The organism is Acidisarcina polymorpha (genome assembly GCF_003330725.1).
Taxonomy (GTDB): Bacteria; Acidobacteriota; Terriglobia; order Terriglobales; family Acidobacteriaceae; genus Acidisarcina; species Acidisarcina polymorpha.
Genome location: NZ_CP030840.1, coordinates 6964709 through 6985563, shown reverse-complemented (window position 1 = coordinate 6985563; position 20855 = coordinate 6964709). Strand labels below are relative to the sequence as shown.

General features: G+C 56.2%; 21 protein-coding genes and 2 pseudogenes. 11 read left to right on the top strand and 12 right to left on the bottom strand.

The window, feature by feature from the left end; translation table 11 throughout:
- Positions 1-79 precede the first annotated feature (79 nt).
- Both ACPOL_RS30045 and ACPOL_RS30040 read right to left on the bottom strand, forming a co-directional pair.
- On the bottom strand, positions 80-760 hold the full coding sequence (locus tag ACPOL_RS30045; RefSeq protein ID WP_114210431.1) for a pyridoxamine 5'-phosphate oxidase family protein: 681 nt from the start codon (positions 758-760) through the stop codon (positions 80-82).
- A 63-nt stretch (positions 761-823) separates the two neighbouring features.
- On the bottom strand, positions 824-1717 hold the full coding sequence (locus tag ACPOL_RS30040; protein WP_114210430.1) for an alpha/beta fold hydrolase: 894 nt from the start codon (positions 1715-1717) through the stop codon (positions 824-826).
- A gap of 207 nt (positions 1718-1924) precedes the next feature.
- On the opposite strand from ACPOL_RS30040, the gene ACPOL_RS30035 reads away from it, so the two are divergent.
- The 3 genes from ACPOL_RS30035 to ACPOL_RS33820 all read left to right on the top strand — a co-directional run bounded on the left by ACPOL_RS30035 (position 1925) and on the right by ACPOL_RS33820 (position 3924).
- Complete coding sequence (locus tag ACPOL_RS30035; protein WP_114210429.1) at positions 1925-2206, top strand: DUF1427 family protein; 282 nt, start codon at positions 1925-1927, stop codon at positions 2204-2206.
- On the top strand, positions 2193-3599 hold the full coding sequence (locus ACPOL_RS30030; protein ID WP_236657124.1) for a dihydrolipoyl dehydrogenase family protein: 1407 nt from the start codon (positions 2193-2195) through the stop codon (positions 3597-3599). The genes ACPOL_RS30035 and ACPOL_RS30030 overlap by 14 nt, the downstream gene beginning before the upstream one ends.
- A 184-nt stretch (positions 3600-3783) precedes the next feature.
- Positions 3784-3924, top strand: a complete 141-nt coding sequence (locus ACPOL_RS33820; protein WP_161557655.1) for a hypothetical protein — start codon at positions 3784-3786, stop codon at positions 3922-3924.
- 135 nt (positions 3925-4059) lie between these two features.
- Here the strand turns inward: ACPOL_RS33820 and ACPOL_RS30025 are convergent, their stop codons facing one another.
- On the bottom strand, positions 4060-4632 hold the full coding sequence (locus tag ACPOL_RS30025; protein WP_236657123.1) for a TetR/AcrR family transcriptional regulator: 573 nt from the start codon (positions 4630-4632) through the stop codon (positions 4060-4062).
- A 100-nt stretch (positions 4633-4732) separates the two neighbouring features.
- Between ACPOL_RS30025 and ACPOL_RS30020 the strand changes: the two genes are divergently transcribed.
- From ACPOL_RS30020 to ACPOL_RS36725, 5 genes are all read left to right on the top strand, one after another.
- Positions 4733-5287, top strand: a complete 555-nt coding sequence (locus ACPOL_RS30020) for a carboxymuconolactone decarboxylase family protein (RefSeq protein WP_114210426.1) — start codon at positions 4733-4735, stop codon at positions 5285-5287.
- 57 nt (positions 5288-5344) lie between these two features.
- Positions 5345-5644 (top strand): putative quinol monooxygenase, encoded by a 300-nt coding sequence (locus ACPOL_RS30015; RefSeq protein WP_114211143.1) that lies wholly within the window; start codon positions 5345-5347, stop codon positions 5642-5644.
- Between the two features lie 136 nt (positions 5645-5780).
- Positions 5781-6509 carry an alpha/beta hydrolase gene (locus ACPOL_RS30010; protein WP_114211142.1) on the top strand — a complete coding sequence of 243 codons (729 nt, stop codon included), beginning with the start codon at positions 5781-5783 and terminating at the stop codon, positions 6507-6509.
- Between the two features lie 156 nt (positions 6510-6665).
- Entirely contained in the window at positions 6666-7754 is a 1089-nt protein-coding gene (locus ACPOL_RS30005; RefSeq protein WP_114210425.1) for an alkene reductase, read from the top strand.
- Positions 7755-8302: 548 nt separating this feature from the next.
- Positions 8303-8749 (top strand): LexA family protein, encoded by a 447-nt coding sequence (locus tag ACPOL_RS36725; RefSeq protein ID WP_414633402.1) that lies wholly within the window; start codon positions 8303-8305, stop codon positions 8747-8749.
- A 573-nt stretch (positions 8750-9322) separates the two neighbouring features.
- Here the strand turns inward: ACPOL_RS36725 and ACPOL_RS29990 are convergent.
- Positions 9323-10210, bottom strand: a complete 888-nt coding sequence (locus ACPOL_RS29990) for an SDR family oxidoreductase (protein WP_338026727.1) — start codon at positions 10208-10210, stop codon at positions 9323-9325.
- A 72-nt stretch (positions 10211-10282) separates the two neighbouring features.
- On the opposite strand from ACPOL_RS29990, the gene ACPOL_RS29985 reads away from it, so the two are divergent.
- Complete coding sequence (locus tag ACPOL_RS29985; RefSeq protein WP_201759033.1) at positions 10283-11128, top strand: helix-turn-helix transcriptional regulator; 846 nt, start codon at positions 10283-10285, stop codon at positions 11126-11128.
- Positions 11129-11273: 145 nt separating this feature from the next.
- Here ACPOL_RS29985 and tehA read toward each other — a convergent pair whose 3' ends face one another.
- Positions 11274-12266 carry a dicarboxylate transporter/tellurite-resistance protein TehA gene (tehA, locus tag ACPOL_RS29980; protein WP_114210422.1) on the bottom strand — a complete coding sequence of 331 codons (993 nt, stop codon included), beginning with the start codon at positions 12264-12266 and terminating at the stop codon, positions 11274-11276.
- Positions 12267-12368: 102 nt separating this feature from the next.
- Here tehA and ACPOL_RS29975 point away from each other — a divergent pair, with 102 nt between their 5' ends.
- Positions 12369-13253, top strand: a complete 885-nt coding sequence (locus ACPOL_RS29975) for an AraC family transcriptional regulator (RefSeq protein ID WP_114210421.1) — start codon at positions 12369-12371, stop codon at positions 13251-13253.
- Positions 13254-13267: 14 nt separating this feature from the next.
- On the opposite strand, the gene ACPOL_RS29970 is transcribed toward ACPOL_RS29975, so the two are convergent.
- From ACPOL_RS29970 to ACPOL_RS29925, 7 genes and pseudogenes are all read right to left on the bottom strand, one after another.
- Complete coding sequence (locus tag ACPOL_RS29970) at positions 13268-14062, bottom strand: TMEM175 family protein (RefSeq protein WP_114210420.1); 795 nt, start codon at positions 14060-14062, stop codon at positions 13268-13270.
- Positions 13960-15117, bottom strand: a pseudogene (gene tnpC, locus ACPOL_RS35210) (IS66 family transposase). The gene ACPOL_RS29970 and the pseudogene tnpC overlap by 103 nt, the downstream one beginning before the upstream one ends.
- Positions 15063-15560 (bottom strand): IS66 family transposase zinc-finger binding domain-containing protein, encoded by a 498-nt coding sequence (locus ACPOL_RS29950; RefSeq protein WP_114210416.1) that lies wholly within the window; start codon positions 15558-15560, stop codon positions 15063-15065. Before ACPOL_RS29950 ends, tnpC begins: the two are co-directional and overlap by 55 nt.
- Before the next feature lie 18 nt (positions 15561-15578).
- On the bottom strand, positions 15579-15776 hold the full coding sequence (locus tag ACPOL_RS29945) for a hypothetical protein (protein WP_114210415.1): 198 nt from the start codon (positions 15774-15776) through the stop codon (positions 15579-15581).
- A gap of 54 nt (positions 15777-15830) precedes the next feature.
- Positions 15831-16172, bottom strand: a pseudogene (gene tnpB / locus ACPOL_RS29940) (IS66 family insertion sequence element accessory protein TnpB); the annotation flags it as partial.
- A gap of 623 nt (positions 16173-16795) precedes the next feature.
- A complete protein-coding gene (locus ACPOL_RS29930) occupies positions 16796-17788 on the bottom strand; it encodes an NADPH:quinone reductase (protein ID WP_114210412.1) in 993 nt (330 codons plus the stop codon).
- A gap of 25 nt (positions 17789-17813) precedes the next feature.
- Entirely contained in the window at positions 17814-18467 is a 654-nt protein-coding gene (locus tag ACPOL_RS29925; RefSeq protein ID WP_114211139.1) for an SDR family oxidoreductase, read from the bottom strand.
- An 857-nt stretch (positions 18468-19324) separates the two neighbouring features.
- Here ACPOL_RS29925 and ACPOL_RS29915 point away from each other — a divergent pair.
- Complete coding sequence (locus ACPOL_RS29915) at positions 19325-20578, top strand: hypothetical protein (protein WP_150133187.1); 1254 nt, start codon at positions 19325-19327, stop codon at positions 20576-20578.
- The last annotated feature ends 277 nt before the right edge of the window (positions 20579-20855 follow it).

Below are 20855 nucleotides of genomic sequence, written 5' to 3'. Positions count from 1 at the left end.
TTGCTTGTGCTCCTCCGTGATGTCTGCCGTACCGGTAGTGAAAACTCGCGATTCAGGTCACCGCGGTGTTCCCATGTAGTCATGTCTTTGCCCGATGGCCTTTCGACGCTGGTGGATCGGGAGTTCGTTTGGACGCAGCCTCTGCATTGGCATGTCTAAGCTGTTGTCGCAACGCTTCGTTCTCCGTTTCCAGAGCACGTATCTTTTCCTCAGTCGCAGCGACTGCGTGATGGATTTCCTCAGCGGTATAGCGCGGAGTAATGTGTTGCGGGCAGTTCCAGTCGTATGCCTCGACGTGAATGACGAAGACCCGCTCTATGGTGGCCTTGTATCCAGAGACCTTCACACGCTGAATCCAGGGAGCAGCCTTCTCTCCTTCGAAAACTTCGACGCGCCCCAGGATTTTGAGGCGCGCTTGTCGCGGGTAATCAACGAGGATCATCGCTACCCTGTTGTCCGTGAGCAGGTTTCCAGTACTGATGAACTGCTTATTTCCTGAGAAGTCTGCAAATGCCAGAGTGTGATGGTCGACGACCTTCAGAAAGCCCTTTGGCCCGCCGCGGTGCTGCACGTAGGGCCATCCGGTTGATCCTATGGTCGCCCAGTAAAAATGATCGCGTTCTGACAGAAACTCGACTTCAAAGGGCGAAAGGCCATCGTGAGTTTCGGACGCGGCAATCCTTTCGTACTGCCGTCGGCTGCCGTAACGCTCTTGAAGCTCCTTCACGACTGGCGTGAAGAGGAGCGATCCAAAACTCATAGACCCTCGCTTCTTCCAGACACGTGGGTGGCCCGCTAACGTACCACCCACGGTCTCGGCTGGTTACCCACGTTGCTGCCCGAAGAAGTCCTTGATGCGCGAGGCGATCTCCTCACCGTGGGTTTCAAGAGCAAAATGACCCGTATCGAGCAGGTGGGTCTCAACGTTTGGCAGATCCCGCTTATAGGGTGCCGCACCCTCGGCCGGGAAGATGTAGTCCTTCTTGCCCCACACGATCAGGGCCGGAGGTTGGTACTCGCGGAAGAACTTCTGAAATTGTGGGTACAGCGGAACATTGGTCCGGTAGTCATAGAGCATGTCCAGCTGGATATCCGCATTGCCTGGCCGATCCATCCCGGCTTGATCGAGCGTCCAGGTCGTCGGGTCAAGCAGGCTCGTGTCAGCCACGCCATTATGGTACTGCCACTTGGTTGCGTCCGGCTTGGTCAGGTACTCAAGAGCCGCGCGATTTTCGTGCGTTGCTTCGCCCCAGTATTGCTTAATCGGATCCCAGAACTCCAGAAGTCCTTCCTCGTAGGCATTGCCGTTCTGGATGACCAGGCCTCTAACCTTCTCCGGGTGCCGAATGGCTAGACGATAGCCGATCGGTGCGCCATAGTCCATCACGTAAAGCGAGTACTTGTCTAGGCCGAGCTTCAGAGTCAACTGTTCGACAATGTTCGTCATGTTCTCGAACGTGTAGGGGAACTCTTTTCGGTCCGGCATACCACTGAATCCATAGCCGGGATAATCGGGAGCAACCACGTGGAAAGATCCTGCAAGGCGGGGAATCAGGTTTCGGAACATGTTCGATGAGGTTGGGAAGCCGTGCAGCAAGAGGAGCACGGGGGCGTCTTTCGCGCCGGCTTCGCGGTAGAAGACATCGACATCTCCGATGCGAGTTGTGTTGTAGTGCACGGCCGAGGCCGGATCGGACAAAACGGCGTTAGCTTTCATGATGAATTCCTTCAAAGCTCAAGTGGGCAAGACGAAGCACCCGCCCCGCCCATCACAATAGATATAGCTTTGGCGGTTGCCTATCATGTCTTTCCATTAGAGGTTTGGGCGTAATGGAAAGACGTGATTGCCTCGCTTGCGACTCCGCGGTAGAGTCCTCAGAGGACCGAGGATTCCGGTTCAAGATACGCGCTGGAGTGATGCCAGATGAAGCTCATCATTGGAATGGTATTAAGTTTCATGGTGGGAGCAGGATGCCGCTACTTCGACATCCCGGTCCCGAGTCCCCCTCTGATTCCCGGGGCACTCCTCGTACTCGCTATGACCATTGGCTATTCAGCGACGAACAGGATCTTGGACGGACAAGGTAAGTTCGCGAGCACCACGCATCTGTGCGGAGGGCCGACCGGCATGTCTGGGCTTGAGGCGAAGTCAGGTTACAGGGCGAACGCAACAAATAGCAATGTGGAGGGCCATGATGGCGTATAGCACAGGATCGCAGGCCGAAGAATTCGACGTTCTGATCCTTGGAAGCGGAGAGGCCGGCAAGTATCTCAGCTGGACACTGGGGGGAGACGGCAAGCGTGTAGCGCTCGTTGAACGGCGATACATCGGCGGATCCTGTCCCAACATCGCCTGCCTTCCAAGTAAGAACATTGTGCACTCGGCTAAGGTCGCGTGGTATGCACAGAGGCTCAATGAATTCGGCATGAACTTGCCTTCGCCCGGTATTGACATGACGGTCGTTCGCGACAGAAAGCGAGCGATGGTCAATGGCCTCGTGGACGTGCACAACAAGCGCTTCGCTGCCAACCATGTCGAATTCATCTGCGGCGAGGGCGTTTTTGTTGGCCCTCGCATGTTATCCGTGGAACTCCAAGCCGGAGGCTCGCGGCTGCTCACAGCAAAGACCATTATCGTGAATACGGGATCGCGCGCTACAGTACCTGACATCCCTGGCTTGCGCGCGGCGCAGCCGATGACGCATGTGGAAGAGCTTGAGCTTGATACCCTTCCTGAGCATCTGCTCGTGATAGGTGCGGGCTATGTCGGGCTCGAGTTTGCCCAGGCCATGGCGCGCTTCGGCTCTAGGGTGACGGTCGTTGATCGCAATGAGCGCTTGTTACCGCGCGAGGACGAAGATGTCTCTGCAACGCTCGGTCATCTGCTTGGTGGGGAGGGTATCCGGTTCCTTTTGGGAAGCACACTGGAATCCGTCAGCGGCCGCTCGGGAGAGACCGTTGAAGCACGAATCAGGAGCGCAGCCGGTGAGGAGGTTGTCAAGGCAACACACATCCTTGCAGCGGCGGGTCGCGCCCCAAACACCGAAGGGATCGGGTTGGACAAGGCCGGCATCCACTTGAACGCGAACGGACACATCAGGGTGGACGCCTCACTGCGAACAACGGCCGACGGCGTGTATGCCGTGGGGGATTCTGCCGGCAGTCCATATTTCACTCACGTTGCATACGATGACTATCGGATCGTTTATCGAACGCTCAAAGGCGAGAGCCGGGTGACCACGGGGCGGCAGCTGCCCTATACGCTGTTTACCGATCCCGAACTCGCCCACGTTGGCTTGCGCGAAGATGATGCCAAGCGCCAAGGCACCTCGTATCGCCTAGCCAAACTACCCATGGCTGCCGTGCTACGCACGCGCACTCTCGGCGAGACCGAAGGATTTTTCAAGGCTCTCATTGGCGACGACGACCGCATTCTGGGATTCACGGCTCTAGGAGCAAGTGCGGGTGAGTTGCTGGCTCCTGTCCAACTGGCCATGAGCGCCGGGCTGCCCTATACGGCTCTACGTGACCTCATTGTGACCCATCCGACCCTGACGGAGGGACTCGTCTATCTGTTCTCTGCCGTGCCTGGAAAGTAGCCCCTGAGGGGAAATCGAATGCAGCTTAATGGCAGTCGTGGCCTTGTGCACCTCAGCAGGCCCATTCCGTACCGGAAACGCTTGCTAGGTTAGGCGAACGAGTCAGGCCCACAGCGTTTTCGCAGCCCTGAAGCAAGCGGTCATCGAGGCGGCTTGTGCGAATGGCTGCATTCTCGGCACCTTGATGATCCTGCACGATATTGCGACCAGCCCAGATGATGCCCGGCGAAATGCGATTCATCAGGTGAGCTATAACTTCAACAACTATCTCGCCTCGCAGCAGGACCACTGGCTGGTTCTGATCGAAGCTTCAGCGACCACCTGATCGATAGTCATTTACGCCATAAATTTTCGCTTCGCGTCACCGGGCTTTCATTACTCGGCGATTTGTCAGTCGCATTTCGGCAGCGTTATCGACATTAGTCTTGGCTCTTTGCGGTATGCTGCGACCGCCAGCCAATCATCTGCGGCGCGGAGCTCCCGCGCTCTGAAAGCTCTTGAACACTGCCTCGGCGGGCGAGACAATCAAAACCTCCTTCGAGGTCCCATAGAGCATTCGAATGGAGAAGGCTCCATCGATGACGCCAAGGATCGCCGCCGCCGCAGCCCTCTTATCGGTTACTAAGGACTTTAGCAAGTCGGCCAGGTAGTCAACAATTTTGTTTTGGTGTTCGATCGCCAGGCGATGGAACGGATGGGCGGTATCTGGGAACTCGGTTGCGATACGAAGGAACGGGCAGCCGACTACTTCGGGCCGGTTCGCATATTGTTCGAATTTGGTCAGGGCCTCACGCAGGTCCTTTGGGGGAGTGGGCTGAGAAAGATAGTCCCAAAGAGCTCGGTCGCGGTTTTCGAGGTATGCGAGCACCAGGGCGTCCTTGCTTTCGAAATGATGGTAAAACGTCGCCTTTGCGACTTTGGCGAGGGACATGATCTTCTCGGTGCCGGTCGCGCGGACCCCTTCCGTGTAGAAGAGCCGGTCGACCACGTCCAGAATTCTCTGTCGTGGATCGGGTTGGGTTTGTGTGTTCATCAAATTGATCTTGACGGCGGACAGAGATATCTGTCTATACTCCTCTTAAAACAGACAGAGGTGTCTGTCTTTATATTAGTCGTATGAAGGGAACCAGCACATGAATACGCAAACAGCCCTCTTCTCACCTCTAGGTGTGGACAACGCGCCTGAGAAGTCTCGACCGCTTCTGGAAGGTGTCCAGAAGTCGTTTAAGTTCATTCCCAACCTTTTTGGAGTCTTTGCAAACTCTCCTACTTTGCTCGAAGGCTACATAGGTTTGGAAAAAACATTCGACAAGGGGACATTCACTGCAGCGGAACGCCAAGTCGTCTTCCTCGCCGCCAGCGTTGTGAATCATTGCGGTTACTGCACCGCAGCACACAGCACGGTGCTGAAGGCTTTCCTGCATGTGCCGGCCGACGTAGTATCCGCAGTGAGGTCCAACCAGCCTGTCTCCGACCCGAAGTTAGACGCGCTCGTCGCCCTCACCAAGGAGATCGTTGCTGAGCGCGGCCACGTGCGGGCGCAAGTCATGGATAGCTTTCTTGCTGCCGGATACAGAAAGGAGCAGGTACTTGAGGTTCTGATAGGCGTCGCTCTCAAGACGATGAGCAATTACCTGGATCACATCTCCCATACGGAACTCGATCCGGCATTCAAGTCGGAAGCCTAGAGCCTCGCAGTGACGGAAACCATCAACCAAACCACCGCTCAAGAAAGGGAGATCGAAATGGCTAAGTTCGCGTTGCTTGTGGAGTTGAAGGCGAAACCGGGAAAGGAATCGGAAGTCGAGGCATTTCTCGAGAAGGAGGCCTCGCTAGCAAGAAAAGAGTCTGGAACGCTGTCTTGGCACGCGGCGAAAATTGAAGGTGAGCCTGGAGCCTATTGGATCTTCGACACCTTTGGCGATGAAGCTGCTCGCGAAACCCATCTGAACGGCGAGGCCGCACAGGAGCTAGTGGAGAAGGCGGAGGAGCTATTCTCCGTTGCGCCGAAGGTCTCTAAGCTTCAGGTGGTCGCCCAGAAGTAACCCCTTACTGCGGCCCTTTATTACGGAAACAGAGGACGATCCTGGGCGGCTTGGCTTAATGCATACGTCAGCCGCCCATCCCCCGAAGCAACATTTGGCCCAACACTTCGAGCAACACTTCTGGAAAGGAATCAAAATGGATATCCAATTATCCAAGCCCACGATCGTGCTTGTGCACGGGGCTCTCGAAGACTCGTCGCTCTGGACTCATGGAGTGATCCAGGGACTTCAGCGCGACGGCTATCCGGTCAAGGCCTTCTCCAATCCCTTGCGGGGGGTGGCGCACGACGCTGCCTACCTGCGAAGCCTGCTGGACTCGATCGAGGGGCCCGTGATCCTCGTTTCCCATGCCTACGGCGGTGCTGTCATCGGCCAGGCCGGGGACGACCCTAAGGTCAAGGCCCTTCTCTACGCCGGCTCCCCTATGCCTGGGGTAGGGGAATCTGCAAACGATTGTCTCGTACGGTTTCCGGGTGGCGACTTTGCCTCATCTGTCGAACTGTCCCCATATACCTTGCCCGACGGAACCAGCGGCACGAATGTCCAAGTCAAGGCCGACAAGTACCGCTATCTCGTCGCTGCCGATGTGCCTGAGAGCGTGGTCGCCCTGATGATCGCCACACAACGCCCGATCAGCTTGGCAGCTCTCAACGAGCCACTGACATCAGCTGCATGGACGAGTAAGCCGAGTTGGCAAATCAGGCCGTTGCTTGATCCCGTGATTCCCGTTCAAGAATTTAAGTTCGAAGCCGATCGTGCCCACTCTCACGTCATCGAGCTGAACTCATCGCACGCCATCCCCATCACTTTCCCGGACGTCGTGGTCGATGTGATCGGGCAGGCCGCCCGCGCAACCATGAAGTGATAGCGATCTTTTGAATGGTTGTTCTACGCCGCGTTGGCTGCGGCGTAAGGAATCGAGTTTAGGACCACAGGTTACAGCACGCGAAAACAGCAACCGCCTTCTGGATGGAACTCATCACCAGCAGCGCATCACGTCGTGGGCCATCAGGAGCACAGAATGGCGAATCTCTTCGAACCGGTTCAGCTTGGATCTTTGGTCCTGGCAAATCGCATCTTTATGGCGCCCCTTACGCGCAACCGCGCCGGCGCAGATGGCGTGCCCGGCGAACTTGCGGCGACTTATTACTCGCAACGCGCTTCGGCTGGCCTCATCGTGACCGAGGCTACGCAAATCTCGCCCATGGGCAAAGGCTACATCAATACTCCAGGGATTCATTCCCCCGAACAGGTGCGAGGGTGGAGGCGCGTCACGGAAGCAGTTCACCAGAGTGGAGGCCGAATCTTCCTTCAATTGTGGCATGTCGGCCGGATCTCACATACGTCCTTATTGCCGAACAATGCACAGCCAGTAGCTCCCTCCGCAATCCGTGCCAATAGCCAGACTCTAATTGCCACGGGTCTGGCTCCGGTTTCGGAGCCGGTTGCCTTGACGGCTAGCGGGATCAATAAGACCTTCGATGATTATCGGCGAGCAGCCGCCAACGCAAAAGAAGCCGGATTTGACGGGGTCGAGATTCACGCGGCGAATGGATACTTGGTCGATCAATTTCTCAAAACTGGAACGAATCGGCGAACGGACGAGTATGGAGGTATTGCGTCAAATCGAGTCCGATTTCTCACTGAAATAGTGGAACGAGTCCTGGAGGTCTGGGATCGTGCGCACGTGGGTGTGCGAATCTCTCCGACGGGCGGTTTCAACGATATGACCGACGACAACCCGCGCGAGACCTTCTCTATCACCGTCGACAGCCTCAACAGCTATGAGCTTGGGTACCTTCATCTTGTTGAAACGGCGCAGAACAGCAAAGGTAGCAGCGAGGAGGACCTCGCCATGTCGGCTCACCTTAGAACGCTGTGGAAAGGTCTCTATGTCGTCAATGGCGGATATGACGGGCCCAGGGGACAGGAAGCATTACGGACCGGACATGCCGACGCTGTCGCATACGGCCGCGCCTTTCTGGCCAACCCGGATCTACCAGTGCGGCTGCAACTCGGAGCTGCTCTCAATGAGCCAGACCCAGAGACTTTCTATGGCGGAGGGGCCGCCGGCTACACGAGCTATCCCACACTCCATTTTGATCGATAGGTAACCGTTTGCTTACTTACCGTTCGGTTAGGAATCTCAGTGGCGCCGACCAGGCGCTGGCTCTTACACTTCCGCGTTGAAACGCGGCATGTGAGTGCCGAACACCTCCGGCGAGGGCGGGGGCGGGGAAATGTAAGCGAAGAAAAAGACGAAAGTCGCATTGACATGGGTATGGGCATTACAAACGGATAGGCCGGTATTTCTTCCGGTCGCGGGGCCGGAATTCTTGATGTATATCCAGAAAGATCCATCAGAGCTGTTCGCGCAGGGCCGTGTTGCTTTGGCAACCTCGGTTTGCCCCTGCTCTAACCAAACGCACATTGTGAAGCCCCGCTAAAAGCGCAGCTCTAGTGTACTTAGCGAGGGTTCGTCCTGCCCACATATTCGCTGTTTCTTCGCTCATCCTGCTACCTGTCCTGGGTAGCGAATGAGCTTAGAGTTGGTCGAGTGGCCGCTGGTGTTACCGTACTTCAATGGGAAACTGCCCGCAGGCTTCCCAAGCCCTGCAGAGGCCTACGTGAAGCTCCGCTTGATCTGACCGAGTTCTTATAGAAAACCTCGCTGCTACCTTCCTCATGCGCGTCGATGTGGACTCGATGAAGGGTGCCGGCATTTCTGGACGGCGACCTTTAGTTGTCGATCGCTCGGCAAAGGCAGCGAACGGCTGCGTGGTGGTCGTGGCAGTGAACGGTGCGTATACGGTCAAGCGGCTTCGATGTGGACCTGATTCGGGTTTCTTCAGAAAACGGTCCAGATCGTACGGTAAGGTTGCTGAGACGGAGACAGCCAGGCCTTCCATGATGGTAGACCCAACATTGCTGTCACCAGGGGCAATCCGTCTTCAACTTTTTAGATCCAGCGGATTGCCGCAATCTGGGCCCGCCCAGTACCTGCTAATTTCTTACTCGGGATCAGCCGCCAGGGCGAGGTTTTCCTTGATGGAAATAGGCGACGAGGTACATCATTTCTGGGGTGGCGGTGATTCTCTTTTGTAGGGATAGCAGGGCATTGGCTGAATAAATGCATTCGAAGTCGGGACTGGCGGTTCGCATTGAACCGGAGTCTTCCGGAATTCCAAGCCACTGTAGTATGTGTCACCAAGACAAACGAGACTGTGGCGCTGTGTCAGGCGGCAGCGAAGGACGGGGCTAGCGTCGCCGCCTAAATCCATCGCGACGGTAAGGTCCTGCCTCCATGCAAGCTCGATTGCTGAAGTCTGGTATGTGCCCGCCATGTCAATTCCCAGCAAATACCCTTGTGCGAGCATTACCCCCTCATAAATTTTTCCCCGCATGATACCAGCGCAGTTGAGATCCGGATGCGAATCTCTATGCAGCCAAAAGCCAATCAGCACCCAAGAGCCCGAGACATTCCGCATTGATGCATTTACGCATTTACCTCTTTACGTTATGGCAACCACAGTTCGCCCGTATTAGCGGCGACGTACTCAAATAGAGGAACCTTTTTAGCCGGAGCTGGCCCGATTTCGAACTTGTTGCGCAGAGGAGGGCTCACGCCGAGCCCTCTCTGTGCTGAAGCATCGCGATGTTCGTGTATTCACGGCTTCCTCAATACTGCATATTCGTGAGGTCTTCGATCATGCCTGGCCCGGTTGGCTCCCATCCCAGAGTCTTCCGCGTCCATTCGCTTGAAGCGGGCATGTCCAGCCCGGCAAAGTACCCAAACATTCCAAAGTGTTCTGCGGCCTTTTCCTGTGGGATCGAGACAACCGGCACGTTCAGTCCCTTACCGATCGCTTCCGCGATCTCGCGCAACGACACGCCCTCTTCCTCAACCGCGTGATACGTCGTCACACCGGGTCCTGTCTTCTCGAGAGCCAGCCGGTAGAGGTGCGCAACATCCTTCACGGGAGCCGCGGCCCATCGATTTGCGCCATCGCCCACATAGGCCGAGACGCCTTTCTCCCGCGCAATTTGAATCAAAAACATCACCAGCCCTTGCTTGTGGGTATCATGCACCTGCGACATTCGTACGATCCCGATGTGCACACCCCGCTCCGCGACAGCCTGCGCTGTTTGCTCCGGCTTACGTGGAATGTCCGGCGAATCGATTGCAGGGTCCGTCTCCTTGCGCACGTGGCCCGGACCACCGATGGTGATGGCGACTCCCGACGTCACCACGAGCAGCTTGCCCGGTTCCAGGGCCGATCCCAACGTCTCAATCGCCTTGATCTCATCCGCGCCACTCTGCGCAAACTTCGTCATATCCTGGCTGAACGCCAAATGAGCCACGGCATCCATGCCGGTTGCTCCGCTGCGCAGGCTGTCAAGATCCTCAACGTCCCCGCGATGCGGCTCAGCGGCCGCCGCCTTCAATTGCTCGGCGCCGGCATCGCTCCGGGTCAGTCCGCGCACCTGATGCCCTGCTTTGATGAGATCTTTTACCAGCTCCGAACCGATGAATCCTGTCGCTCCCGTCACAAATACACGCATCATTCTGGTCCTCCAAAGACCATGGAATTTATGATCGATGCAGCAGGGATCATAGTAAAGTCGAGGATTTATCCTATGATATTGACTACTATGGTAAAGGTTCACGATGCGACCGACCAGGCGTTGGGTAGGTTTCTTCAGGATCGGCGAGCAAAACTCGATCCAGCATCTTTCGGTTTCTCTTCAGCCCGACGCAGGACACCCGGCCTCCGCCGTGAAGAGGTGGCCCAGCGAGCCAACATCAGCTCAGCCTGGTATGTGTGCCTGGAACAAGGCCGGGGAGGCGCACCCTCGAGCGACGTGCTCGACAAGCTGGCACGAGCGCTATTGTTGACCGATGCGGAGCGGGAACATCTCTTTGTGTTTGGCTTGGGGAGAGCGCCCGAAAGCCGCTACAAACGGCCCGATGATATCGAGCCGCGTGTCCAGCGTGTGCTGGACCAACTCAGTCCGGCGCCTGCATTCATCAAAACCGCAACGTGGGATGTTGTGGCCTGGAATCATGCCGCGACGGTGCTTTGGCCGAACTTCGCAGAGCTCGCCCTGCCCGAGCGCAATACGCTACGAATGGTCTTCCTCGATCCTCAGGCGCAGACTCTCTATTACGACTGGGAAGGCGTGGCACGGATGGCGGTTGCCGCTTTTCGTGCGGACGTGGCACGTGCGGGTGCCATGGCCGAGGTAGCTGCCATGGTGGATGAGCTCTCGCGCTCCAGTCCCGCCTTCAAAGCGATGTGGCAGGACAACGATGTTTCGGCCACCGCGCACGCCACAAAGGACCTCCGGCATCCGGTTCTCGGAACGCTTAACTTCGAGGCTTCTATCTTCGGAGTAGACGGACGGCAGGACCTCACGATGATGATCTTCATGCCGACCAGTACAGAGGTCGCAGAGCGCATAAGGAGTCATCTTGAAGCGTAAGACACGCGGGATGATGCTTTATAGGTACCCGTCACACATCCCGGCACGCGGCAACGGTAGTCGTAGCGATTCAGTCTGGTCCTCACGACGACCGCCCACGAACTGCACTTGCGTATCAGAAGCAGTTGTAGCGGCTTGCGACAGGTCATGCAGAGCGCGGGTCACGGAAGACCCTTTCAGTTCGACGAGATGTAAGGAGATGCCTGACCAACTGACTCAACGTCACTGCAGAAACCCCTGCAACGATCAGGTTGGCTGCGATAAACAGGATTGGCGCAAGAATGCGCAGCGCTCCCTGTTCACCATGTTCGACCGTGCGGCAGGACGCGGTCGATAAAGACGCCGCACCAAAGGTGAATGCCCAGTACCTGACATTCAAAGGCGACACCATGATCCAGCCGATCAGGCGCACCACCACCAAGCCCTGCAGGATCGCGTACCCAAGCAATGCCTTGCTGAACAGATCCGGTACGCCACCCTGGATGCTCAAGTAAGTGACTGCCGCGACTGCCGCAGGGGCGAATTGGATGCCGAGGCTCGGGCGTTGCTCTGGCGGCATCTCGCTCTTATCGTAGAGCCGGTGAAGGATGACGGATTCAATCGAAAGCCGGGAGAACATCCCGGCACCAAAAGCAAGTTGCGCCAGCCCATGGTACCCAAGCGTTGCTGCGGCGGTGCCTGTGACAAAGCAGCCCGCGACAGTCGGCAGGTATAGCGATCCAGTGGTGGCACTAGAGTGCCTGTCGCCGCTCCACGCAAAGCTGGTAAAGAAAACGCCGTGCGTGACGGAGACCAGGGTCGCCGGAACAAACAAAGCAAGCGCACCGCGCTGGCTATAGGGGTACAGGCCGATAGCCATCAGATTGGTTCCAATTCCAATCAGGCTGATATAGGTGGACTGGATGGCATCCTTAAGTTCCGCGTGAGCGTCACACCTAAAAAGGATCCACTTGACTGCGAAAAGCCCGAGCAGCGTTGCCCAGACCATAGCGGAGATTCCCAGGATGCTCTCACCAATCAAGGCTGGCATTCCCCACACTCGATGAGCAACGCGCCAGCTGAGTCCAAGCCCCGCCAGGCCAAGCACGATCCCGAACCAGGACGCCGGTACCTGCGGTAGTTTCTTGATCGTTTCCATATCCCGATGATCAGGGGTATAGAGCGGTAGAGTATTGAACGAAGTTGCGGTAATATCCCTTGATTTTGCATGGACAAAGCAACCCCCAAAGCGTGAGTTTGCATGGAGAAATCAGCCCCCAAAGCAATGCCGCATGACGAGGACCGGCCCTGGGATCCAGCCGCAGCCGCTGCCTTGTCTAAGAATGAAACGGGCACGCTGTGGCGGAATGAACGGGTGGCGGGCGCAGAACTCTTTCGCGGAGACTTCCAGGCCTACTCCTTCACTCGCCATTTCCACTCCGAAGCCTCCTTCGGTGCCATGCAGTCCGGGGTTATGCGCTCCTGGCATCGCGACCGCAACTACACGCTGCAACCAGATACGGTAATTATGTTCAACCCCGGCGATGTGCACGCGCCGTTCCCAGCTGATAGCCGGCGCTGGTCGTTCCGCATGTTCTACCTGCAGGACGAACTCTTTGAGCGGCTCAGCCTGCAGATCTCCGCAACGCCTATCCGATTTACAGAAGCCTTTCGTCTCGATCCACAACTCGCCGACAAGATACTGGAGCTACATAAGAAGCTGGAAGGTCATTGCGAGGCAATCGAGTTTGAATGCAGGATGCTTAACGTCCTAGAGCACGTCGCGCAGAGACACGCTGAGAAGGCGTGCACCACCCCGTCGACGGCACCTTCGGGCAGTGTCGCGCGCATGCGTGAGTACATTCACGCGCACGCCGAAGAGCAGATCAGCCTTGAAGCGCTTGCCAACGTTGGCCACCTGAGTATGTATCATGCGCTTCGCAGTTTTCGCGAGGCGCTGGGCCTGCCGCCGCACAAATACCTGCTGCAGGTACGGATCGAACGAGCCAAAAATATGCTGCAGCGCGGCGAACCGATCGTCGATGTTGCTTCAACGTTGGGCTTCTCGGATCAGAGCCACCTGACTCGCCACTTCAAGCGTGTTTTCGGCGTACCGCCGGCCCAGAGCCTGCGTAGAGTGGTTTAGCGTCGTTTCAAAGTCTAAGGAATTGTGAACACATTCGCCCAGGCACTTTGCTTGCATGAGCGGCGTTGCTTCTGCTCAAAGTTAGGTCCAGGCCACGTTTGCGGAAGATGCAGGCTATCGAGTGCGCCGGCATATCGCGCCGACTTAGAAACATCATGATTCGCCCTCTTCAAGCTTCGACGAGATCCAAATAGGGTGGTCGGGGGTAAGAGGAAGCTTGCCGTCGATGCAGCCACGGTAGAGAGGCCGATTCTCGGATGCTTGGTCAGCACCAATATGAGCGCGCCGGACAGTGCGACCGCTAGAGCAGTGGCATATCGAATGGTGAGTGCTCGCACATAGCTCTTCGGAAGCTCCGGGTTATAGAGACCGCGCAACACTCCCCAGAGCCAGCGCGAGAACCACATCGCGATTGGCGCAGTGAGAGCGAGTCCATAGAACATTGCCGCGACGCCAGCGTTTGGCGGATCTGCAATATGTTCAATAAACGGCCGTGCTGGAAATGGGGTTAGGGTTACGGACGCCAAGAAGAGAAGAGTCAGCAGATTGAACCCTTGATCGGACTTTACCAAAAGCTTCGCACCAAAGTGCGAACAGTTCCAGAAAAGTCCAATAACCATGAATCCGAGGATGTAGGCAATTAGATCAGGCCGCAAGCGAGCATAGGCGGCTCCTAGATTCTCACCTGCCCCGACCTTAGGTGCTGTCAACTGCACAACCGGAAGTGTGATAGCGATCGCGAACACGGCGTCGATGAAACTGCCGAGCCGACTGATCTGTCGTTCATTTCGGTCCGCTTCATCAGGCATCTGCCAACTCTACAGGAGAGAGGCCGCGAGCGGCGAATCCGTGTGCGTCCGGCAAACACCATGGTTGACGGGCCCCAGGCGGCCCGGAATAGGCTACTTTGCCGCTTTGGCTGCGTAAGCGGTTGGGGTGAACTCGGCCAGGGACTGGATGTAGCGGTCGGCCAGGCCGGGCAGCACGTCGGCCAGATATTGCGAATGGGCACGTCCAGTTTGCGGCAGCTCTCGACGATCGAGAAGATGGCGGCTATCTTCGGTCCCGCTTCCTGGCTTCCCAGGTGCAGCCAGTTGCGGCGACCGATTGCAATCGGTCTCATCGAGTTCTCAGCCAAGTTCGTCGATAGTTCGATCACAGGACGCTCGATGAACCGTGTCAGCTTCTGCCAACGATTCAACGTATACGAGATCGCCTGACCGGCGGCGGACTCTGGCAGAATCGATCCGGCCTGCCGCATCTCAAGCAACAGCGCATGTAACTCTCTCAGAATGGCCGGCGCATGTTGCTGCCGCCGCGCATGGCGGTCATCTGGCGACGGCTGCTGTTAGCGCGCCTCGCAGTCGATCGCAAACAAGTGATCCATGAGCGCGACGGCGCGTTCCAACTTAGGATCGCCGGCGTTGGCCTTAGTCTGTACCTTGAGGGCTTCGATAAACTTTCTGCGTGCGTGCGCGATACAGCACGCGTGGATCATGCCTTCGGCGCCGATATCTTTTTCATAGGAGGCGTATCCGTCGGTGTGAAGGATGCCGCCATAGTCTTAGAGGAAGGCTTTTGGAACGTCTTTGCTCCGCGTCATGTTGAAGTCGAAGACCACACCCTTACCCGGCGCGCTGTACTGCCAGAAGTATCCGGTATGATTGCAGCCTTTCTTCTCATCGGTCTGTACTCCGACATAGGTTTCATCGGCCTGGATGTAATGACCGGCCAGCAGCTCGCACTTCATGACGCCGACGATCGGGATCAGCAGTTCGCCCACACGCAACACCGCATCGTTGATCGTGCTCAGCGCCACATCGGTGCCGAGATCGCGCAGCAGGATCGCGCGTTGACGATACAACGGGACGCTGTCGGCATACTTCCGACCAGAAAGCTGATGATGGTTTCATCGGAAAAGATCGATCTGGGCGCGATGCGCACCGGCACCGGCGCGGTGGCGACACCCTGCTTGATGCAGCGCACACAGGCACGCTTCTCCCGCATGATGCGCGTCACAAAAAACTCGACCGGCTTCATGTCGAGCACTTCCGTTATGTCGTAGCCGATCACCCTGGTATCGCCGCCGCACCTGCCGCACTTGCACTGCTCGGACGCGCAGGGAATCATCCTGTCGACACGTTTCAGATGCGCGGGCAGCTCGTTGCGGCCGGGATGATTCTGGCGTCCGCGCCGCTGCTTATCGGTCGTGTCGTTGTTCGCGGTCGCGTCCGGCAGCGGACCGCGTTCGATCTCGCTCTGGACATCATCGCTCGATGCGCCAGGCTCAAGGTCGAGCAGCTGCAACTGGAGATCGCTGAGCTTCTAACTGCGCAGGCCGTACTTCTTGATACGTTCCAGGCGAAGCTCTTCTTCGAGCTTCCGTATCTTCAGCTCGGACAGCGCAATCACCTGATCCTTGGCTGCGATCGCCTGCTTCATCGTTTGCTTCAGCTGTGCAATGAGTGCGGCGGCAGCCGGATCAAGCACAACAGCAAGAAGCGACTTGGAAGCGGGATTCATCCTGCTTCTATTCTCTCAAACAACATCAGGGTTATGGCATTGAATCACCAGTATTTATGAGGCTGTTTGCGAGATCGACTTCTCTTCGGCAACAGCCTTTCTGTACCACTTCCGCTTCGTCGTTGCGGACAGATCGATGCCGCCAATCAACAGCGCAAACTCTTCGAGAGTCAACTGCACGCGCCCATCTTCCGATGTCGGCCAATGTAATCGTCCTTGCTCCATCCTGCGTGCGCAGACCCATAGGCTGTTGCTGTCAAAGAAGAGAATCTTCACGCGATCTCTTCTCGATTTGGCAAACAAGAACAGATGGCCGCTTTGCGGATCCTGCTGTAACTTGCCGACAACGAGAGCATAGAGCCCATTGAACCCGAGACGCATATCGGTTTTGCCGGTAGCGACGAAGACGGTTCATATGCCCCGCATTGTCCTGGGACGGCGGTTACGCGACTTTGCGCGAAATCCACCTTCCTTTGAGAATTTTGGGCAATCTCTCCATCGCGAAACAAATGATAGTGATATCAACCCGGTGGCGTATCCGCGTATGTAGAACACGATCGACATCGAAACCTCGGAATTTGAAATTCGCCTTAAGGGCTGAATTGTGCATGCAGACTGAAGAGAAATTGCAGCAATTTCGTTCAAGACTCTACCTGTATCTACGCCTGAGTATCAGTGCGTGGAAAAGCTCCAGAAAGTACCGCGGGTTGGTGCTTTGCTGGTCTTCCAACACGTGCTCACTTCGCGGTCTTTGTTTCCAGCAAGGTAACTAAGTATCAACCTACTCAGATCCATCTAAAAGGAGACTTATGAGGACTATGAAAGCAGTACAGATGGACGAGGTACTAAAACCTATGGCCGTCCGAGATGTTCCAATTCCAGAGATTGGAGACGAAGACGCTCTTGTTCGTGTGACAGCCTCAGGGATTTGCCGGACGGACTGGCATCTTTGGAACGGCGACTGGGGCTGGATCGGGGTGAAGAGTAACTCTAGGTGCCGCAGGTGAAAGACCAGTCGACTAGTCCAGGAGAACGACGATTTTGCCTACACTCTTACCCGACTCCGATGCCTCATGAGCTGCGACAATCTGGTCCAATGAGAACCGAGACGCGATGGTTGGTTTGAGCCAACCCTCTCTTAAACCCACCATGACAGCCTCAATTGCGCTCTCATGAGCCTCTCGCGACATCATGTATACATTCACAAAGCGGATGGTCGCATCGAGGAACAAGAGGGGCAAGAACGGTATGGTTGGCTCTGGCCGAGCGTCCGAGGAGTAGGTGGCAATGACTCCGCCCACTTTGAGCAGCTTGACCGCGAATGGAAGCGTCTGGCCGAACGCAACATCAATAACCCTATCTACGACCTGAGCTCCTGCGTTGTTCGCCGTCTCCTGGATGCGAGCCACCACATCTTCTTTATGTCGATCGATCACAAGATCTGCCCCCGCATCTTTTGCGATGAGCGCCTGCTCGGGACGGCTGACGGTTGTGAATACCCTAGCACCCGCCGCCTTCGCGAACTGGATAGCATGGACACCGACAGAGCCCGCACCTCCAGTCACGAGCAGGGTCTTACCGGTCACCGGACCATCTGCGAATACGCAACGGTGCGCCGTCAAGGCCGGAACGCCAAGACATGCGCCCGTTTCGAACGAGATGCTACTCGGGAGTGGCACCGCGTTCCCGCTTGGAACGGCGACATACTGCGCAGCACACCCAGCTTTACCTGCGACCAACGCTTCGTAGATCCAAACTCGCTGTCCGAGCCGGGAAGCAGAGACGCCCTCACCAATTTCCTCGATGACACCGGCTCCATCCTGGTGCGGGATCTGTTGCTTGTTTCCCGGGAGTAGAGGTGCGCGTGCTCGCCGTTTCGTATCGGAGGGATTAACACCGGCTGCATGTACTCTCACGAGGACTTTGCCGGGTCCAAGGGCGGGTTTTGCAAGTTCCCCAACTATTAGCACGTCGCGTGCGCTTCTGTTTCGTTCATACCATGCTGCTCTCATTTCCTATCCTGACACCTGACCTGACCTAGTTCGACAATGTGGCGACAGCGCTCGCGATCGGTGTTCCGCCTGCAGTCACCTCAAGAATGCGTCTCCGCACCTCCGGACGATGGAGCAGCGTTGCGATGGTCGCAGCCACGTCGTCGCGGGAAATATCGATATGAATCTCTGCTTCACTCAGACTGACGCGCCCCGTTCCGGGATCATCGGTAAGCGCAGAGGGCCGAAGAATTACCCAGTCGAGTTCACTGTGAACAAGGTATACGTCTGCTTGCTTTTTTGCTGCCATGTAGTGTTCAAAGCTCTTAGGCATATGTCTTTCTCTCCATGCTTCGGGAAATACCGAAACCAAGAGAAGACGGGAGATACCCGCGATGCGTAGAGCGGCGATCGTTTTAAGAACACCGTCGCGGTCGACCGCGTCGATCATCGAATCATCGTCCTGTTCACCAGCGCCGGCTGAGAAGACGAGAACATCGGCCCCAGTGATTGCGGAAGCCAATTCTTCTTCAGAGGTGGTTGCGACATCACCAAGAGTCCCGCTGGCACCAAGAGCCTGAATGCCCGCAAGCTGTTCCGGGTGCCGATAGAGACCGGATACCGTATTGCCCTCGTCCGCAAGGAGTCGAGCGACGCGAGACCCTGTTGCACCCGAGATGCCTATAATGAACACTTTCATTGTCAGCTCCCCTTGATGACGCACAGCTAAGCTGTTTGCTCGTACAGTAGCCATCGGTTCAAGATCCAACAGCAGCTTCCATTTCATTCAAGACGCCGAGAGCTGCGGTAGTTTCGGGGTCTACTCCATGGTTATTGGACTTTTCTGGAACTGTTCGCACTAGGGTCTTTCGCTAAACTTAACCATCTAGATCATCCTATTCGCCTACATGCGAATTCATTTGTCATAAGTAGCGGAAGATTGTTCCACTCTTGCGATTAAGCGGGTGGGGGCTGTTGCAGCTACAACCGCAACGTTCCCGCTCACGTCGAATTGATCAGTAGACGCTGCACGATCCAGATTGCGGGTGTCTCTCCTGTAATCTTCAATAGCGCTTATTGTTGATCTAGGACTATAACAACGGACCGATAACAACGAATCAAGGAGCTGTGGTTATGATTCGTTTGCTGCATGGAGTTCCTCTGGAGATGATCGGACTCTTTTCAGCAGCGCAAAGTATCACGGGATTTGCGCCGGCTACACCATCACATAAGCGATCTGCGGGAGAGTCGCTCCTCTTGCCGTTGCTGCGCTATCCCATTACAGCTGTTTGGCTGCACCAGGCCATATTGAACGGCGAGCTCGATGGGACTAGTTGCTCTCTTGGCTAGCCGAAGCAAAAACCGCGCATCCGCCGCAAGTACAGGAAAGACTTGAAATCTCTGGATCATGAAGCGTCGGCGGCATTCCCCCGCGTACAGATCAGAGCCTGAACGACTAGCTTGCAGCTGGCCGTGCTAGCGTCGCTGGCCGACGCAGTGTCGCGATTGACGTTGCCCATGCTATGGAAAGAAGCAATAAGGAGAGTAGATTTGTTCGTGCCACGGTTGTCTGCATTGCGGTTCCATTGTCACAATGGTTTGCGTGCTAGCGTACTTTTTATTGCGGGATTATTCCTGCTTTCTTCGGTCATTCATGATCTTCGCGCGCAGGATTCAAACCGTGTGAATGTCAGCGCCCCGCCTGAGATGCAAACCCCCACGGCACAGTCAGTCGGTACCACGACAAACTTAAAAGAGGCCGCTCAGGTGCTCTTAACCGAGTTCGATCGAGTGCACAAGCAGAAGAAGGATCGAATCACGCAGGACGATCTAACCCCTCTTGCTGAAAGCTCTGAACCATCGGCGCGAAATGCCGCACGTTTTTTTGCGGTAAGCCCAATGGATCGGTCACTTTGCGGTGGAGACCAAGGGTTGACCAAGGCTGGGCTGGCCAGCTGTCTATCTGTTGCAAGCAACCCTGGTTTAGAGCAGGCATTGCTGAATGTTCATGACGTACCCGGACGGGCAATTGATTTGGGGCGAACAGCGATCTACTCGGTGCTGCTGTGCGATCCAGGCGTGCCGGCCGCGGTGCGGGGACAGGTGGTGGCTCGACTCTCCGATTCAGAGATGCTGAGAATCGTGGGGCGCCCGAACGCGCAGGGTAATGCTAAGGATGTGGCCGATGAGACGGCCGCATTTCTCTACCTGGCCCGGCTAAGTTGGCTGGGCACGGCTGAAGCGGAGGCGATCAGCTCTTACAAGGTTACCTTTACGATGCTTCGGGGCGCGCAAGACCATTCCGCATCGTTCTGGGATGGTCATCAAGTTCGCCTGAGCGAGAAGATGCTCACGGGGGGCACGGGTGTGGTGAGCGATGTGACCTTGCGGAAACACATCGGGATCTTTGCACACGAGAGTGGGCACGCCATCTTCGCGCTCTCTGGGCTGTCAAAGACAGTAAATGCAGATATTGAGCGGCATCATCTGACGCCGGGTATGGGCTCTATTATCAATGAAGCGGTAGCCGGCATCATGCAGAACCGCGCACATGTCGCTGTCGACGGATATGGGGTGGATAAGGACAGCGATGCAAACCTGGTTCTTGCGCATGATGTGGAAAAGAATATCGTGAACGATCAGACGTTTTATGCGAAGTACTACCACGTGAACACAGCGGTGGCACGAGGCCAGATGAGCGATATCAGGGAGGTACTGGCCCAGTCTGTAGTACCGTACTTTCAGCTCAACTTTGGCCTCTGGGGCGACCCGCAACTCGCACTGACACTGCCCGCTCCGCACAAACACTAGAAGACTTACCGTACATAGGTAACCCGATGTTTACGGGAATTGTACGTTCAAGAGGTTTAGCCATTAAGTCCTCCAAGTGAACATAAACGTTCCATTGACGATTTAATACGACTCCTATACATCAATCTGTCTTTCGCACTGATGCTTAGGTCGAACAAGAACGGAATATAACTATTGCACTATCTGGCGCCTTGGATCATTTATGTTCCGCTTTGCGGGCATTTCGGTCTGTTGCTCTACCTGGCGTTCAGCTTCACGCATGATGAGGGACCTTATC